Raw genomic sequence first — 15,469 nt, forward strand, 5'->3', positions numbered from 1 at the left:
AGTCGCATGGTCTTCATGAACGCGTATTTGGCAACGACTCCTGCGCAAAATACGCTGCCGCCTTTTTTACGATATCTCGCTCCATACGCGTTTCTGCCAGTTCCTTGCGCAGTTTGGCAACTTCCGCCTCCAGCTCTGGAACTGTACGGCTTCCAGGTGCAGCAGTGGCTGTTTCACCACCCTTGGCTGCATTCACCCAACCAACTAAAGTCCCTTTCGGAATGCCTATCCGTGATGCCGCTTCTCCCAGCGTCATCCCTTGCGCCAAAACAAGCTTTACTGCTTCTTCTCGCAATTCCGGTGTGTATGTCTTTTTCTGTTTCATTATTTCTCCTGATCGTTTATTTTAACAAACAAGAGTGTCCGAAAAAATCAGGGTACCTCAGATTGCCACTAGCTCAGGACGGTGCGCACGGCGCACCCTACAAAATTAATCGACGTTTGGCGTGTAGGTACGATTCGCACTGCGTATTCGCACGCATGATTTAGTGGTGCTTATTGATATTTTTCAGCATCGACATGCGTGCGATTTCGTTTCACTAATCGCACCTACGCGCGCTGCAATACACCAGCCAGACACAGACAAAAACCTGTGTCTGGTGTTGGTATTGATACAATGTGGCATTGAGCCAAGATAATTGGCAGCCACACCAGGATAAACATGACCTCAACCGTCGTTTTCGACATCACGCAAGCTAGCTGGCAGTCCAATATAAATTGGATATCTGTTACATTCTATGTAGTACTAGGCAGCGTTCAACTTGTCGTGAACATACTGCGCAAGCGAAAAGTATCGACTGGGCACACTTTCAGTAGGTTCTATGACAAAGTGATTCGCGCCCTGCCATTCATTATATTTGCTCTGATTTTGTCTGTAGCTGCACTCAGCGCCTGGAGGGCCCATGCGGATTACATGGAGCTCCGTTCTGCCTATGAAAAAGGGCAATGTGAAATGACCGATGGAACAATCGAGCATTTTGTACCTGGTAGATATTCAAAATATGATTCGATAGAATCTTTCGAGATCGCCTCAAAGCAATTCGTTTACCCAAGCCCGGGCAACACGGCGGCCTACAAGACTACAGCAGCCGGTGGCGGAAAAATGAAAAATGGCTTGCATGTGCGCATCCATCGCTGCGAGGGAGACATCGCCCGACTTGAAATTATTGAAGATATGAAACCAAAGAATTAGCCCACGCAGGTGCGGATAGCCCCTGCGTAATCGTACACATGAGTTGCCGCAGACCGGGGCAATATCTGCATGGCATGCAACATCCCCCCGGTTCCAGCTCCCTCACTTATTGCGACTCAGGATGTTGCACACCGCGCCCCCCTGCAAATCCTGTTGCCACCCTCATAGTGGCCCAGGCATGCCCCACGTAGCCCGCCTGCTTACCTTCAATTTTGTTGCACCTCTGCAATTCCAGAGTAGCTATCCTGTCTGTTCGTGAGAGGACTGTAACGTTTGATTACACAGTTAGTCCGCTTGGTAGAATCATGTTCTTGCCCTTACACTTATAATAGTTTATCAATCCACCATCATTTCTTTAGCGCACGCGGGGTTATTCAAGATGCTTTCTTTTTTAAAGCTCAGTTTTGTCAGGAACGTGTTGATCGCCTGGTTTTTGCTTTATCTGATCAATATGAACTTTAGCGCCCAGTATATGAGGAACATATTGGGCCTGCCAGTGCTGTTGTGGATGGCTTACAATGTCATCGTGGGGCTGGGACACAACAGGCGTGAGCGCAAGAAGTTTGAGAAAAGAGCCTATGCCTTTTGCAAATACACGGATGATAAATGCATAGATATAGGCGATCAAAGCGCCATTTCCCTGGACTATGACAGCAAAACCATCTATCTGATGAACGCGCAACATCAGATTGCACTCAAGCCCGAGCAGATCATGCGTTGGGAAACCGGCAAGGCTGGCGACGTGATAATGGGTACTGTGGCAAATTACCCAGGCAGCAATGTTGCCCTCTCAGTCAAAGAAGGCCGCGTTTCGCATGTGACGTTCTGGATACGTGATGGCGCTCTTAATGTGTTTACCGTGCTTGTTTCTTCAGCGGCTTTTGTCGACAGGCTCAAGCATTTTTCGCTGCTCAATAATATTCCCGTTGCCTGAGGTATTCATTTTGCTTAGGCAGGCCGTGCCTAACGCGCCGCGCCTGCTATATTCGCCACATCGGCCACGTCCGCCAGCGGGAAGCGCAGGGACGAGCGCAATAGCTGGCTCATCGGCAGTTGCAGTTTGATGTTGTGTGGCGGGATGGCTTGCATGAACCATTTGTCGTACATGCGGTAGATGTCGCCGTCGAGCATGATGCGGCTGAGTTCCTGGTTCAGCAGGTGTTTGAAGGCGGTATCGTTTTTGCGAAAGATGATGGCATAGGGCTCGGTCGATAGCGAATCGCCGACTACCTGAAAATCTGCCGGATGTGCAGCGGCAGCGCGCAGGCCATAGAGCAACACATCATCCATCGCAAAGGCAGCGGCCTTGCCTTGTGCAACCATGGCAAAACCTTCTGCATGGTCTTTACTCTCGATCAGGTTTAAATTCAATGAGCGCACCTGACCGCGGTCTGCCAGGGTTTGCGCATTGGTCGTGCCCTTGGTGGTGACCACGGTCTTGCCGCGCAGGTCACCCCAGTTGCGTATGCCAGAATCACTGCGCACCAGCATCTTGGCACCGGCGATGAAATAGGCGATGCTGAAATCAACCTGCTTACGCCTTTCTGCGGTATTGGTGGTGGAGCCGCATTCAAGATCAGCCTGGCCATCTGCTATCATCTGCAAGCGATTGGCCGGGGTCACGGCAAGGTATTTGACCTGTAATGCGGGCAGCTTGAGTTCTCGTTTAATGGCATCGACGACTTTGAGGCAGATGTCCAGCGCATAACCAACCGGGCGCTGTTGCGCATCGAGATAAGAAAACGGAATCGACGATTCACGGTGCGCAATGTTGATGGTCTTGCGTTCGCGGATATTGGCGAGGGTATCGCTGGCCATGGCTGACAATGGCAACAGCAGGATGACAAATTGCAGCATTACAAACTGAAAGACGCGCTTGGCCATGAGATACCTTCCCCAAATTTACTTCAAATAAATACTTGCGGTTTTAGTGAAGCTGCGCGGTCTCAGCAAGCTTGACGCAGGCTTGCGCCAGTATCGTCGTAGGATCAAGCAAAGCCACCGTCCTGCCAGCAATGACAAACGCCGGGTCTTGCTGCAAGACCAGTGGCAACTCGGTGCAACCGAGAATGACGACCGTCGCCCCCTGCTCCACCAGGTGCGCCAGCGCATCGAGTAAATCCTGCCGGGCAACACCACCGGTATGGCCTGCCTTGATGCCCAGCGGACCGTAGATGGCGTTCATGACCTTGTCCTGATGTACCGCATCTGGCGTGATGAGCTCAAAACCCTGGCCAACGGCGGCATCATGATAGACACGGCTGGCGATGGTGCCGGAGGTGGCCAGCAGGCCCACTTTGGCAGGCAAAGTGAAATGCGCACGGATGTAGCTGACCGTTTCTTCCAGCATGTTGACGATGGGGATGGACAAGTGCGCCTGTATGCGCTTGACGTAGGCATGCGCGGTGTTGCAGGGTATCGCAATCAGCGCAGCCTCGTTTTCTTCAAGACGTTTGCAGGCAGAATACAGGGCGATGGTGGGGTCTTCGCCATCGGCAATCAGGTTGGCGGTGCGGTCGGGGATCTGGGGGTTATGCTCGACCATGATCTTGATATGGTCCTGGTCACGCGCGGCATGGGTGTTGTGGATGATCTTGTCCATGAAATCTACCGTGGCTGCTGGTCCCACGCCACCGACCACACCTATCTTGAAGCTACGCGGCTGCGGTGCCTGCTCATTGCGCAGCGCATATTCGACATACACCTGGTTGGTATCAACGATGGGTATGCCACGGCTGCGCAGCAAGTCTGCCACGATGGCGACATCGGTAGCACCAGAGACGATCACGTCAGCACCGCGTGCCAGCAAGTGCACGCAGGCCTCATGCAGGCGATTGACGGCATCGCCCTGCAGATTGCCTGCCTTGATGCCCTGCTCGCCATAGATCGCCGACATGACGCAACCGTCCTGCACGGCATGGTCAGGATACACTACCGTAATGCCTGAACCTGCAAAATACTGGTCAAACAGTTTCTTGTTTTTGACATAGGTCGATGCCAGCACGCCGACCTTGCAGCCAGCGGAGAACTCTTGCTGCAAATGGGCCAGCAAGGCATCCATGATATTGACGATGGGTGTTGAGAGCTCGCTTTGCAGCTCCCTGATGAAAGTGTGGCTGATAAAACAAGGCAGCAGCACGCGCTCTACCCGGCTTTTTTCAAAGCGCCTGATCATGTCGAAAATGTATAGTTTGCGCGCATTCAGGTTGGGGTTTTCACCGCCTGAGTTCTCATTGCCTTCAAACGGGTGTTGTTCAAAGAATAGCTCATAGCGTTCAGAAATACTGTCACGCGCCAGTGCACGGGCGAGCTTGAAATACACATCCACCCCTGCCAGCGTGCCCAGGCCGCCGATAATGCCGAGCCGGGTTTGATGTACTTCTGGTTTGATTGTCATGTTCATGGCAGCTTGATTTTCTTTTTTGGGCGTACCGATAAAGATACCGGATAGTCAGAAAATGTTTATGCAAAATCGGTCTAGTTCTATGCCGATACTACATAGATGGTTTTTTGTACCGCGCAGGGGGATACAATGGCAGTCATCAAGGTGCTGGGGACGCATTGGGGACGATATGGACATCAAATGGCTGGAAGATTTTTTGAGCCTGGCGCAGACACGCAATTTCTCTCGTGCGGCAGACGACAGGCATGTGACCCAGTCCGCGCTGAGCCGCCGCATCCGCAGCCTGGAAGCCTGGGTAGGTGCCGACCTGGTAGATCGCAGCACTTACCCCCTGGTGCTGACGCCAGCCGGCAAAATCTTCAGCGCCTCGGCAGAAGAAGCCATGCGCCTGCTGAACGATACTCGGGCACAACTACGCGTACGCGGGCCGGATGAAAACCTGCTGCGCATCTCTGCTGGCCACACGCTGTCGCTGAATTTTTTCCCCATGTGGTTAAAGAGTGTGCGCTCGCAGGTCGGTGAAATCCGCGCAAGCATCCTGCCAGCCAATGTGCATGATTCTGTACTCTCCCTCGTTGAAGGCAATTGCGATTTGCTGCTGTCCTACTACCATGCCGACCTGCCGGTGGAGCTTGATGCCCTGCGTTATGAATATGTGAGTCTGGGCACCGAGATTGTCTTGCCGGTATCCGTACCCAGCCGCAAGGGCACGGCCCTGTACAGCCTGCCCGGCAGCAAGGCCAAGCCCATCCCCCGCCTCAACAACATCAAGGCATCCTTCTTTGGCCGCGTGGTAGAACGTGTCCTGGCCCGCTCAGACCAACCCTGCTATTTTGTGAATGCCTACGAGAGCGACATGGCCGAACTGTTGAAACGCATGGCCCTCGAAGGCCACGGCATGGCCTGGCTGCCACAGAGCAGCATCGCCAATGAACTGGCCGAAGGCAAACTCGTACGCGCTGGCGGCGAGCAATGGTCTATGGAGATGGATATACGGTTGTACCGGGCGGTGGATAACAAGAATCCGGTGTTGTTGAAGCTGTGGGGGGCCTTGGGTAGGCGTCAGGGGGAATGACAGGTATTGCGGCCATCTTCTCGTAGGTACGATTAGCGCAGCGTTATCGTATGCATGCTGCATGCAACGCGAATCAGCTTAGCGCCCTCCCCACATCATAAGGGCGGCTCCCACAATCACCAATGCCCAGCTCATCAATTCGGTTTTTCTCATTGATGAGACATACTCCTTCACTTCCTCTGGCTCCCGCTCAAAAACCAAAGTTAATTTCCTGATTGAGCTTCTCCAGAAAAGATATTCGAAAGTGCCACTGCGATAGAGTCGGTCTGCGTACTGCACAGAAGCATGCGTGATGTCCGGCTGGTAACGTCGTGCCCGCAACTCAGTAACCCATCCGCAAATCACACCCAATATAAACAAGGTAAATCCATATGGCATGTTAGTCTGCTTTCTCAGTTTTTTTACAATGGCGTTCATCTTGCATGACCGTACAGACATTATATGCCAATCCACTTTTTGCTGGAGGTGGTCAGGCCGACCTACCTACGATTAGGCTAGCGTTAATCGCACGTACAGCACTGGATATCAAAAACTGAAAAATTCTCATGCGAAAATTTTTTTCTTGATCAAAATATATAAAACGAGAAAAACCATAATTGATTCGCAGCCTATATGAAGCAATATTGCGAACAGTGATGGATCACCCGACAAAAGTCCGGCGCGCGCATTGAAGCTATAAAATCTTTTGTAAGTAACCAAAGCAACGAAAACAGAATTCCTGCGATGCCAAGCGACAAGCAATTGATCCATGTGATCTTATAGATAAAAAAATGCACACCGATAAACAAAAAAGAGTTGCCCAAAAAAAGCAACCCATAAGTGAAACCGGGATAGAAGAAATCTAAAAAGCAAATATCTATGAAGTATCTCTTCAAATATTGCTGCACTCAAAGAAAAAACTGTGGCAGCAAAAATTAACTCTGCTCGAAAATTTCCCCAAATGATGCGATCAAAATCATATGCTATGAAATAGGGAACAATCGAAAAAACTAATCCTGCTGATGTCCATAATAGTAGCTTCCCAATCTTAGGAAGCGAAAAATCTGGTATTTTTTTTCTGATTAGGACTTACGCAAAAAAAGTGAGCTATTTTAAAAATGATGTAAACCCAAAGCAGCTTTCAAGTCAGTAAACTAAGGGACATGACATCAAAACGTCCGAGCCGACTGGATTACTGCCAATACTTGCTGGTAAGCCAAATCAACTACACGATCACGAACTATGCCGACCATGCACCAACGGAAATGAGCCATGACATGATCAATCGCTATCTGCGAGATGAAAGGCTAACGTCGCGCCTGGTCTGGGAGAATGTCCGCTCGCAAATTCAACCCTCTGCGCATGGCTATGTCGTCTTCGACGACACCGTGCTGAACAAAAATTTCTCGCACAAAATCGAGATGGTGCGTTTGCAGTTCAGCGGTAACGCGCATGGACTCATCAAGGGCATAGGTCTGGTCAATTGCGTCTATGTCAATCCTGAGAGCGGCCAATACTGGGTGATCGATTATCGTATTTACGATCCTGAACGCGACGGCAAGACCAAGCTTGACCATGTTCAAGACATGCTCGGCCAGATCATTAATCAAAAGCAACTTCCGTTTCATGCAGTGTTGATGGATAGCTGGTATGCCACCAAGGATTTGATGCTGTTCATCGACTCCCTGCAGAAAATTTATTACTGCCCGTTGAAGGACAACCGGCAAGTCGATGACACAGGCGGCACAGCGCTGTACCGCCGAGTGGATTCGCTGGCATGGAGCCATCCAGAGGGAGAGCATGGCAAAGTTATCAAAATCAAAGGGTTTCCTACGGACTACAAGGTAAAACTGTTCCGGGTCGCGGTGTCTACCCACCGCACGGATTGGGTCGTCACCAACGACCTCACTCAAGATTCTTTGGATGCCATACAAGAGGTGTGTGGCATGCGCTGGAAAATCGAGCAGTTCCACCGCGAGTTGAAACAACTCACAGGCATTGAGCAAAACCAATGCCGTAAAGCTCGCATACAACGCAACCATATTGCTTGCGCCATCCTGGTCTGGATACGCCTCACCGACATTGCCAGAACTACCAAACAAACCGCTTATCGCATTAAACACGGCCTTTTGGACCATTACTTATGTCAGCAACTCAGAAATCCTTCTATTTCTATGCGTTTTGCGTAAGTCCTACTGATAATTTTTTTTCGTAGAAAAAAATACGCTACCAACGCAACCGAGCAGGTAATAGCTTGAACCGAAACACGTGCTGTAGAATTTTTCTGTGCGCCAAATAATTTAAAAAAATTATCGTCAGTACAAAAACAGCAAGTGATACCGAAACAAAAACTAAAGCCAGGGTGAACAGCTTTTTTGGATTCAAATCAAGTGCCTTTGAGTTTTCAAGATTCATACTTAACTTTGCGTAGTCGCACGCACGGCCAGGTATATTTTTCTGTCACGCAATTTTCCCGGATAGATCCCAGCCTGCGCTGGGATGACCTGAATATGGGTCGCTGGGCGCGACCTGACGGGCTTCGATAAGCTTGCAAGAGCACGCTTCCTCTCGTTACTCTCACTGTAGGGTCCGTTGCGGCTCAAACTACTCAGCATCATTTTTTGTGCATCAATAATCTGTCATGCATTCAACTCTGGGAAAAAAAGCGACCCTTGAAAAGTAAGGATGCGTGCCACATTCTTGCTGAAATCCAGAGTCACCTTCAAATAATCATTCGCCCAGGATCTGTCGCCAACCGGGAAATTGGCTTCAAATTCTACACACCGTCCTTCACAGGGAAACCCCCAGGACAACAATCGCTTATCTGAATCCTGTAGCAATGGGGTGTCAAGGTTTTCAAAAAAACTTCCGACTGCGCTGATAAATTCTGCTTGTTGAACCTCGTTCAGCGGTCTATCGAAAAAGTAAACATGAAAACCCCGCACAACCGGTATTCTGCCTTCATCTTCTAATTCCTCACCTGAGACCAGCTCGCTGCCTTCTGGCAGCAATTCTAAAGGGTCTGACGATGCAAATTTTTTGGCATCAAGGAAAGCCCTGATACTGGTAACACCAAGTTCGCGGGCAATACGTAAATATTTGTGGCCTCTGGTGACAACGATGCCCTCATCTGCCAAGCTTACCCCGATGGCAGGAAGCGGAAACGGGACTGGCCGTGACAGCGTGTATTTCAGATGATCATAAACCTGGCTCGTATTACGATCAGGATACGAGATATCTTCTTTCACTGCCACAACAGGGATATTCGCTATTAAAGGGATAGACGCTTTTATCATCTGGATTTATCTTCAATCATAGTCAGTGCCACGTTCTCTTGATGGAATTTGCACAAAGCAATCCCAGTTCAGATCGAGATGATCACACTACTCCCTAGTTAAATTTAGCAAGCATGTCACTGAATAGTTTACTGCCGTCACCAAGCGCATGTGTTGCTGGTGATTGTCCGGTAAATATCCTGGTAATCTCTTTGGATTTTCTGTTGATGACGTACTGAAAGAATCGCTCTGACTTTCCGGCGCGCATGACTTCTGACTTTATCACCTCATTATCCCAGGCAATGATGGACAGGGTCTCTTTATTGGATCTCATGAAAGGTGGTACTTTGTCACCCAATTGCACGACCACCGTGGTGCTGACGTGAATTTTCTTTTCTATGCCATCAATGGTCATGATGGATTCGTTAACCGGAAAAGGCAAGTCTAACCAGGTGCCGGATGCCTTGATGCTGTTGCCCTGGTCTTCATAGGTCAAGCCGTGATATGCGCTGACAAAATCAATGATCTCACTCTCTTGCATGACGCTCATTGTAGATGTCTGTATCTTGGCGATATCCATCTTGCCCTGATTGACTCCGGTAAACATGGCCTTGCATATACCTGGCTGTTGCGCCGGTGGCGCACTGTCGAGCGCGTTAATCACCTGCTTGACCAGGATGTCACCACTGAGCTTGCGTGCGACTTTTTCTGCATCTGCCAGCAGGGCTTTGATATCAACAGTCGTGTCCTTGGCCTGAACTTTTGCAGTCAGCTTTGCTGCCAGCACTGCCAGCTTGTCTGCCATTTCCTGGTTCCTGACTACCCATGCGGCCTTGACGGACTTGCCGCTTTCCCGCAAGTCAGGGTAGCGTTTTTCGCATTCGTCCACCACGGAAAACGTACCTTCCCTGGCCAGGGTCGCAGCAGACGCAACAACGCCCAGCCTCCATGCATCTTTGTCCGGCTGTTCACCTGCTACTGCTGCGCAATTCGCCAGCAGTAAGAGCATTGCATAAATTTTCATGATGTGATTTTCTGTAGAAAAATGATCACTACTGTAGCTCAGATTGGCAGAATTGTCGAAGCTCGTGCAGGTGATATTAGCTGCGTATCAGCTCACACATAATTTCACGCACAAGCAGCTTCGCTTTGCGGCCCCCCAATTTTTCCAGATGGATCCCTGCCTACGCTGGGATGGCCTGAATGTGCATTGCCGCTATCAACTTCCATCGTCGTGATCATCAATACCTAAAAATTATTTTCCACCGCCGCCATTATCGCTGCAGCAAACCCTGCCATTTCCCCACACATGCCGTCACCGCATCAAAGTATGCGTAATCAGAATAAGTAGGCCGTTTTAATTATCTACACTGCGTTGCGAAGTGTATTCATCTGCCTTTCATGGCCGGGTGCCATACACGCAAACCAAACCCACCCAACCACCAGGAGTTTATTTTGTCCATACCAGCGACCAGGATAGAGCACGATTTGCTCGGCGACCGTGCCGTACCGGCAGATGCTTATTATGGCGTGCACACGCTGCGCGCGATTGAAAACTTCCCGATTACGGGCACGCCCATCTCCAGCTACCCAGAGCTGGTGGCGGCGCTGGCGAGTGTCAAGCAGGCGGCGGTGGTTGCTAATCGTGGCCTTGACTTGGTCAGTGATGAACATGCCAAAGCGATTATCACTGCCTGTGAAAAAATTCGCCAGGGTGGTTTTCATGCGCATTTTGTAGTTGATGTGATACAGGGTGGCGCGGGTACTTCTACTAATATGAATGCGAATGAAGTCATCACCAATATCGCGCTTGAAGAGCTGGGTCATGCGCGGGGCAGCTACAAGATTTTGCACCCGAATGAACAGGTCAACCTGAGCCAGAGTACCAATGATGTGTATCCCACAGCCTTGCGGATCGCGGCTTACCAGGGCATCTTGCGTCTCGTGAGTGCGATGGAGGTGTTGAAGACATCTTTTCATAACAAGGCGCTGGAATTCAAGGATGTGCTGAAGATGGGCCGTACGCAATTGCAGGATGCGGTGCCAATGACGCTGGGGCAAGAGTTCAGTACATACGCGGTGATGATAGACGAAGACCAGGAACGCCTACGCGAAGCCGCCAAGCTGATGTGCGAGATCAACCTCGGTGCGACGGCGATAGGCACGGGCATCAATACCCACCCTGATTATGCGCGCCTGGCTTGCCAGGCTTTGCAGGACATCACTGGCATACCGGTCAGTACCTCACCTAACCTCATCGAGGCAACGCAGGATGTGGGTTCGTTTGTGCAGTTGTCGGGCGTGTTGAAACGTGTTGCGGTCAAGCTGTCAAAAATGTGCAATGACTTGCGGCTGTTGTCCAGCGGCCCGCGTGCGGGTTTTGGTGAAATCAATCTGCCAGCGGTGCAGGCTGGTTCCAGCATCATGCCGGGCAAGGTCAACCCTGTGATACCTGAGGTGGTCAACCAGATTGCCTTTGAGGTCATAGGCAATGATGTCACCATCAGCTTTGCGGCAGAGGCTGGGCAATTACAGTTGAATGCCTTTGAACCGATTATCGCCCACAGCCTGTTCAAGAGTGTGTCGCACCTCAGTAATGGCTGCATGGTGCTGGCAGAACGCTGTGTCGATGGCATCACTGCCAACCATGAACGCCTGCGCGACATCGTCGAAAACTCCATAGGCATCGTCACCGCCCTGAACCCTTACATCGGTTACAGCGCCGCCACCGAAGTCGCGCAACAAGCGCTGTTGAGTGGCAAGAGCGTGTATAGCCTGGTGCTGGAAAAGAAACTGCTGACTGAAGCACAGTTGAAAGAAATCCTGCAACCGCAAAGGCTGACCATGCCACGCCAGGTCGAAATAGGCGAAACGCTGATGACAAAATAAGGCGCAAGCACATCCTAAAAAATTTGAACAAACAAACCTGAGGAGACACACATGAAAAAAAACAGACTGACCACATGGATCATCACCGGCATGGTGCTGGGGCTGATCACTGGCTACATCTGCCACCGCTATGCCACAGATGCAGCACACGCCAAGACCATTGCCGGTTACTTCAGCATCGTTACCGACATCTTTTTGCGCCTCATCAAGATGATCATCGCGCCACTGGTGTTCACCACCCTGGTGGCGGGCATGGCGCATAGCGATTCTGGTTCGATAGGCCGGGTAGGTTTGAAGGCGATGACCTGGTTCATCAGTGCATCGCTGATTTCGCTGGCGATAGGTTTGCTGTTCTCTAACCTGTTTGAACCTGGCCGCTCACTGGCGTTGACTTTGCCTGACGTGAATGCGACGACCAAACTGGCCACTTCATCACTGAACTTCAAGGACTTTTTGACGCACGTTTTCCCGCGCAGTTTTTTTGAAGCGATGGGCAATAATGAGATTTTGCAAATCCTGGTGTTCTCCATCTTCTTTGGCTTTGCCCTGTCTTCACTCAAAGGCAATGGCCCGCGTGTCTTGGTCAGTGCAATAGAAGAAACTGCGAATACCATGCTCAAGATCACTGACTATGTCATGCGCTTTGCACCGATAGGCGTGTTTGCTGCGGTGGCTGCGGCGATTACCGTGCAGGGTCTGGAAGTAGTGCTCACATATGGCAAATTCCTCGGCAGTTTTTTCCTGGCACTGGCCTTGCTGTGGGTGATTTTGATTGCGGTAGGTTTTCTGTTCCTCGGGCGTGAAGTATTCCGCCTGATCGGTCTGATCAAGGAACCGATGATCATTGCCTTTTCTACCGCCAGCAGTGAAGCGTCTTATCCCAAGACCATAGAGCAGCTCGAAAAATTCGGTGTCAGCAGCAAGATCACCGGCTTTGTACTGCCACTGGGTTACTCCTTCAATCTCGATGGTTCCATGGTGTATCAGGCCTTTGCCGTGATGTTCATCGCCCAGGCCTATGGCATAGAGATGAGCCTGTCGCAGCAGATCACCATCCTGCTGGTACTGATGGTATCGAGCAAAGGCATGGCAGGGGTATCCCGCGCATCACTCGTGGTAGTGGCCGCAGTGCTGCCCATGTTCAACCTGCCTGAGGCTGGCCTCTTGCTGATCATGGGCGTAGATCAGTTCCTCGACATGGGGCGCACTGCCACCAATGTATTGGGCAACAGCATTGCCACCTCAGTGGTGGCGAAATGGGAAGAAGGCAAGGAGCCTGTCGCCAGTGGTGTTCCGGCGAACGAGGCTTACGAGGAACATGAGCCAGTGTTGGCGAGGGTGGCGAATAGTTAAGGTAGCGAAATATTGGTAGTGCTTGCAGGGATGGCGCGCGTGAGTGTGTCATCCCTTTTTTGTTGGGTGCGCCGTGCGCACCAGCTCTTGGTCTTGGCAATATGAATACACGGTAATGCAGCGGTGCGCACGGCGCACCCTACTATGCATGGCTTCACTTAAACCGCATCGCTCTCAACAAAAGTATTGCTGCATCGTCTGCGTTTTGATCAGGTGCCGGTGGTCCCCAGCCTTTTTCTCGCGGCACTATCATGGGGGCATAGCTTGTGCCAACAATATGATAGGTGGTTTTACCGTTGACAAAGATATAGTTTGAAGACACATGGTGCGGCTGGTTTTTAACTGACACTTGATGGAAATAATGCAGAAAATTACCCAGCGCTTTGTTGTTTTGCAGCGTCGATAAAATAATATCTCCATGCTTATCAAGCGCACTCTTGATCGTTTTTAATAAGGCCATAATGTCGCCATCCACTGGTGGTGGCAAAGTGATTACTTCATAGGTGACGGGGAATATGCGTCCATTTGACACGACTTTCACTACGTGTACCACGTTCGCTTCAGGGGAAAATTCAGAAATTTCCAGAGGCTGGGGGTCCAGTGCTTCAATCTCGCTCAGATCAAGACTGTAGGTTTTGTCTTTAAAAATCGCTGCCGCCTCAGTGGTTGCCGCGGTTGCCGACACTGCTGGCACAAGCAAAGCCAGCATCAGTAGTACAAGAAAGTGAGGTAGCGCTTGCAGTCCTGGTTTTTTCATTGATCAGCCATGTTGGTAAATGAGAGTGTTTGCTATGCCGAGTTCGCACTTCAATGTGAGTACATTTTTTAGTGATATTGAATGCATATTGTGGATATAGTAAGCAACTTGCTGAGTTTTGAGAAGCTTGGTCTTAAAAAAATAGTTTGCAATGGCTATTGAACCGTATTCTGCAGACTATCGTATCCGCTGTGTAGAAGCTTTGTCGTGCACTATGTACACATGCGGCGCATTGCAATGCGCCTTCCGTTACGGCTACGCTTATCCCTATACAAGCATCGCCGCCATATCCATGTCATGCATCCATGCTCTGCAAGAGTTTTTGCTGCCATGCCAGTACGCTGCAGGGAAACAGGGCAGTCAGCTACGTCCGGGCGATGCAGCTAGCCACGGCCCGGTTGTCATCAAAAAATTTTCCCTGATTAAGACATATGCAAGTTTTAATCGACGGAATCTGACCATTATCAAGCACAGCACCTTCAAAAAAAGCATTTGTGAAAGACCTGCCTCTTTCTTGCAAGTATATTGTTCGATTACATGATTTAGGTGAGAACTAAATGGCCCCCCTATTTTTTGAGAGACATTCCTGCAGTAGAATGAAAGCCATTTTTCAGAGGGACATAATGGAAAAAAATCTTGAAGAAATGCTGCTATGGATTGACAGGGTAGAAATTGATTCTCTAGCAATTATGCAGAGGACGATAAAAAATGATGACGAGCTGCGGTCCAGCGGGGCTTTTAGTTCTGCGGCAAATAATCCTTGTCGAGGCGCTTACGATATGATGTTGCTTGCACAAGCCAGGTGGATTTTGCAAAGTGACTTAAATGCGGCGCGAGATCTATTGGGGAAAATCCCATTAATGGGTACGTTAAGTGTGAGAGCATTCCAAGAAATGAATCTTGCTTATAACAAGAATGGTTTATGGGATAAGTCTAGCTTTGAATATTTCCCGTTTGTTCCTTTGTTAATAGGTTTGCTGTTGGCTGACGCGAAGCAAGAATTCGAAGCTCTATGCAATGAGATAACGGTATGTGCGACTTTTGATCAACATAGTCGCAAACATATTGCGGGAGAATTTGCATTTCAAATTGCAAATATCGGCGCTGGTAGGACTACATTGATTTCAAAAGAGGCATTTGAGAATACGCAAGCATTTAAGAGTTCGCATTTTATCTACGGTTACCACGAAATGCTGTATCACATTGCGCTGCATAATGCAGATGATTTTGAAAAGATCAGAGCAGAGCGTGAAGTAGCGTTTCCCAAGCGTTCACGCAGCCGGGTTGCACTAGGGCAGTTGGATAACTGGGGTATGGGCAAAATTGCTCAGTCCGTGACTTTTGACGCGCTGGGCACAGCGTTGTGTAGATTAGCATTGTGGCGTGGCATGGAAGTCAATGTGGATACGCGGCTTTATCCTAAGAAGCTGTTGCGAAATTAAATTAAAGGTTTAAGAAAGTTCCAGCAAATGAGAGAACAAGCCAACGAAAGAAATGCTTCGTGTGTCATAGCTAGTTTCTCATAACGCATTTTTAGACGACGGTA

At 49.8% G+C, this 15,469-nt stretch carries 13 protein-coding genes and 1 pseudogene; 7 read left to right on the forward strand and 7 right to left on the reverse strand.

Annotated elements, in window-relative coordinates; all coding sequences use genetic code 11:
• A pseudogene (locus ACO0LI_RS30135) lies at positions 1-325 on the reverse strand (transposase); the annotation flags it as partial.
• A gap of 336 nt (positions 326-661) precedes the next feature.
• On the opposite strand from ACO0LI_RS30135, the gene ACO0LI_RS30140 reads away from it, so the two are divergent.
• Positions 662-1,192 (forward strand): hypothetical protein, encoded by a 531-nt coding sequence (locus ACO0LI_RS30140; protein ID WP_422953713.1) that lies wholly within the window; start codon positions 662-664, stop codon positions 1,190-1,192.
• Positions 1,193-1,571: 379 nt separating this feature from the next.
• A complete protein-coding gene (locus tag ACO0LI_RS30145; RefSeq protein WP_423037591.1) occupies positions 1,572-2,126 on the forward strand; it encodes a hypothetical protein in 555 nt (184 codons plus the stop codon).
• A 29-nt stretch (positions 2,127-2,155) separates the two neighbouring features.
• Here the strand turns inward: ACO0LI_RS30145 and ACO0LI_RS30150 are convergent, their stop codons facing one another.
• Together ACO0LI_RS30150 and ACO0LI_RS30155 are read right to left on the reverse strand one after the other, a co-directional pair.
• Complete coding sequence (locus tag ACO0LI_RS30150; protein ID WP_423037593.1) at positions 2,156-3,076, reverse strand: amino acid ABC transporter substrate-binding protein; 921 nt, start codon at positions 3,074-3,076, stop codon at positions 2,156-2,158.
• 43 nt (positions 3,077-3,119) lie between these two features.
• Positions 3,120-4,595 (reverse strand): aspartate/glutamate racemase family protein, encoded by a 1,476-nt coding sequence (locus ACO0LI_RS30155; protein WP_423037595.1) that lies wholly within the window; start codon positions 4,593-4,595, stop codon positions 3,120-3,122.
• Positions 4,596-4,764: 169 nt separating this feature from the next.
• Here ACO0LI_RS30155 and ACO0LI_RS30160 point away from each other — a divergent pair, with 169 nt between their 5' ends.
• On the forward strand, positions 4,765-5,670 hold the full coding sequence (locus tag ACO0LI_RS30160) for a LysR family transcriptional regulator (RefSeq protein WP_423037597.1): 906 nt from the start codon (positions 4,765-4,767) through the stop codon (positions 5,668-5,670).
• 78 nt (positions 5,671-5,748) lie between these two features.
• Here ACO0LI_RS30160 and ACO0LI_RS30165 read toward each other — a convergent pair whose 3' ends face one another.
• Complete coding sequence (locus ACO0LI_RS30165) at positions 5,749-6,087, reverse strand: hypothetical protein (RefSeq protein WP_423037599.1); 339 nt, start codon at positions 6,085-6,087, stop codon at positions 5,749-5,751.
• 725 nt (positions 6,088-6,812) lie between these two features.
• On the opposite strand from ACO0LI_RS30165, the gene ACO0LI_RS30170 reads away from it, so the two are divergent.
• Positions 6,813-7,838: an IS701 family transposase gene (locus ACO0LI_RS30170; RefSeq protein ID WP_423037601.1), complete on the forward strand. Its 1,026-nt coding sequence runs from the start codon at positions 6,813-6,815 to the stop codon at positions 7,836-7,838.
• Positions 7,839-8,288: 450 nt separating this feature from the next.
• Here ACO0LI_RS30170 and ACO0LI_RS30175 read toward each other — a convergent pair whose 3' ends face one another.
• Positions 8,289-8,903, reverse strand: a complete 615-nt coding sequence (locus tag ACO0LI_RS30175; RefSeq protein ID WP_423037603.1) for a hypothetical protein — start codon at positions 8,901-8,903, stop codon at positions 8,289-8,291.
• Positions 8,904-9,039: 136 nt separating this feature from the next.
• A complete protein-coding gene (locus ACO0LI_RS30180) occupies positions 9,040-9,948 on the reverse strand; it encodes a hypothetical protein (RefSeq protein WP_422954271.1) in 909 nt (302 codons plus the stop codon).
• A 431-nt stretch (positions 9,949-10,379) separates the two neighbouring features.
• On the opposite strand from ACO0LI_RS30180, the gene aspA reads away from it, so the two are divergent.
• Both aspA and ACO0LI_RS30190 read left to right on the forward strand, forming a co-directional pair.
• Positions 10,380-11,813: an aspartate ammonia-lyase gene (gene aspA / locus ACO0LI_RS30185; protein ID WP_423037605.1), complete on the forward strand. Its 1,434-nt coding sequence runs from the start codon at positions 10,380-10,382 to the stop codon at positions 11,811-11,813.
• A gap of 51 nt (positions 11,814-11,864) precedes the next feature.
• Positions 11,865-13,166 carry a dicarboxylate/amino acid:cation symporter gene (locus ACO0LI_RS30190; protein WP_423037607.1) on the forward strand — a complete coding sequence of 434 codons (1,302 nt, stop codon included), beginning with the start codon at positions 11,865-11,867 and terminating at the stop codon, positions 13,164-13,166.
• Between the two features lie 154 nt (positions 13,167-13,320).
• Here the strand turns inward: ACO0LI_RS30190 and ACO0LI_RS30195 are convergent, their stop codons facing one another.
• Positions 13,321-13,923, reverse strand: a complete 603-nt coding sequence (locus tag ACO0LI_RS30195; RefSeq protein WP_423037609.1) for a hypothetical protein — start codon at positions 13,921-13,923, stop codon at positions 13,321-13,323.
• Between the two features lie 623 nt (positions 13,924-14,546).
• Here ACO0LI_RS30195 and ACO0LI_RS30200 point away from each other — a divergent pair.
• Positions 14,547-15,365, forward strand: a complete 819-nt coding sequence (locus ACO0LI_RS30200) for a hypothetical protein (RefSeq protein ID WP_423037611.1) — start codon at positions 14,547-14,549, stop codon at positions 15,363-15,365.
• The last annotated feature ends 104 nt before the right edge of the window (positions 15,366-15,469 follow it).

It is taken from the genome of Undibacterium sp. Tian12W (assembly GCF_049339405.1).
In the GTDB taxonomy this organism is placed as follows: domain Bacteria; phylum Pseudomonadota; class Gammaproteobacteria; order Burkholderiales; family Burkholderiaceae_D; genus Undibacterium.

What these genes read in the sequence shown, in the direction of transcription:
- ACO0LI_RS30190 (WP_423037607.1), top strand. Translation starts at nt 11,865, where the DNA reads ATGAAAAAAAACAGACTGACCACATGGATCATCACCGGCATGGTGCTG.
- ACO0LI_RS30180 (WP_422954271.1), bottom strand. Translation starts at nt 9,948, where the DNA reads ATGAAAATTTATGCAATGCTCTTACTGCTGGCGAATTGCGCAGCAGTA.
- ACO0LI_RS30165 (WP_423037599.1), bottom strand. Translation starts at nt 6,087, where the DNA reads ATGAACGCCATTGTAAAAAAACTGAGAAAGCAGACTAACATGCCATAT.
- ACO0LI_RS30170 (WP_423037601.1), top strand. Translation starts at nt 6,813, where the DNA reads ATGACATCAAAACGTCCGAGCCGACTGGATTACTGCCAATACTTGCTG.
- ACO0LI_RS30140 (WP_422953713.1), top strand. Translation starts at nt 662, where the DNA reads ATGACCTCAACCGTCGTTTTCGACATCACGCAAGCTAGCTGGCAGTCC.
- ACO0LI_RS30200 (WP_423037611.1), top strand. Translation starts at nt 14,547, where the DNA reads ATGGAAAAAAATCTTGAAGAAATGCTGCTATGGATTGACAGGGTAGAA.
- ACO0LI_RS30195 (WP_423037609.1), bottom strand. Translation starts at nt 13,923, where the DNA reads ATGAAAAAACCAGGACTGCAAGCGCTACCTCACTTTCTTGTACTACTG.
- ACO0LI_RS30145 (WP_423037591.1), top strand. Translation starts at nt 1,572, where the DNA reads ATGCTTTCTTTTTTAAAGCTCAGTTTTGTCAGGAACGTGTTGATCGCC.
- ACO0LI_RS30160 (WP_423037597.1), top strand. Translation starts at nt 4,765, where the DNA reads ATGGACATCAAATGGCTGGAAGATTTTTTGAGCCTGGCGCAGACACGC.
- ACO0LI_RS30155 (WP_423037595.1), bottom strand. Translation starts at nt 4,595, where the DNA reads ATGAACATGACAATCAAACCAGAAGTACATCAAACCCGGCTCGGCATT.
- ACO0LI_RS30150 (WP_423037593.1), bottom strand. Translation starts at nt 3,076, where the DNA reads ATGGCCAAGCGCGTCTTTCAGTTTGTAATGCTGCAATTTGTCATCCTG.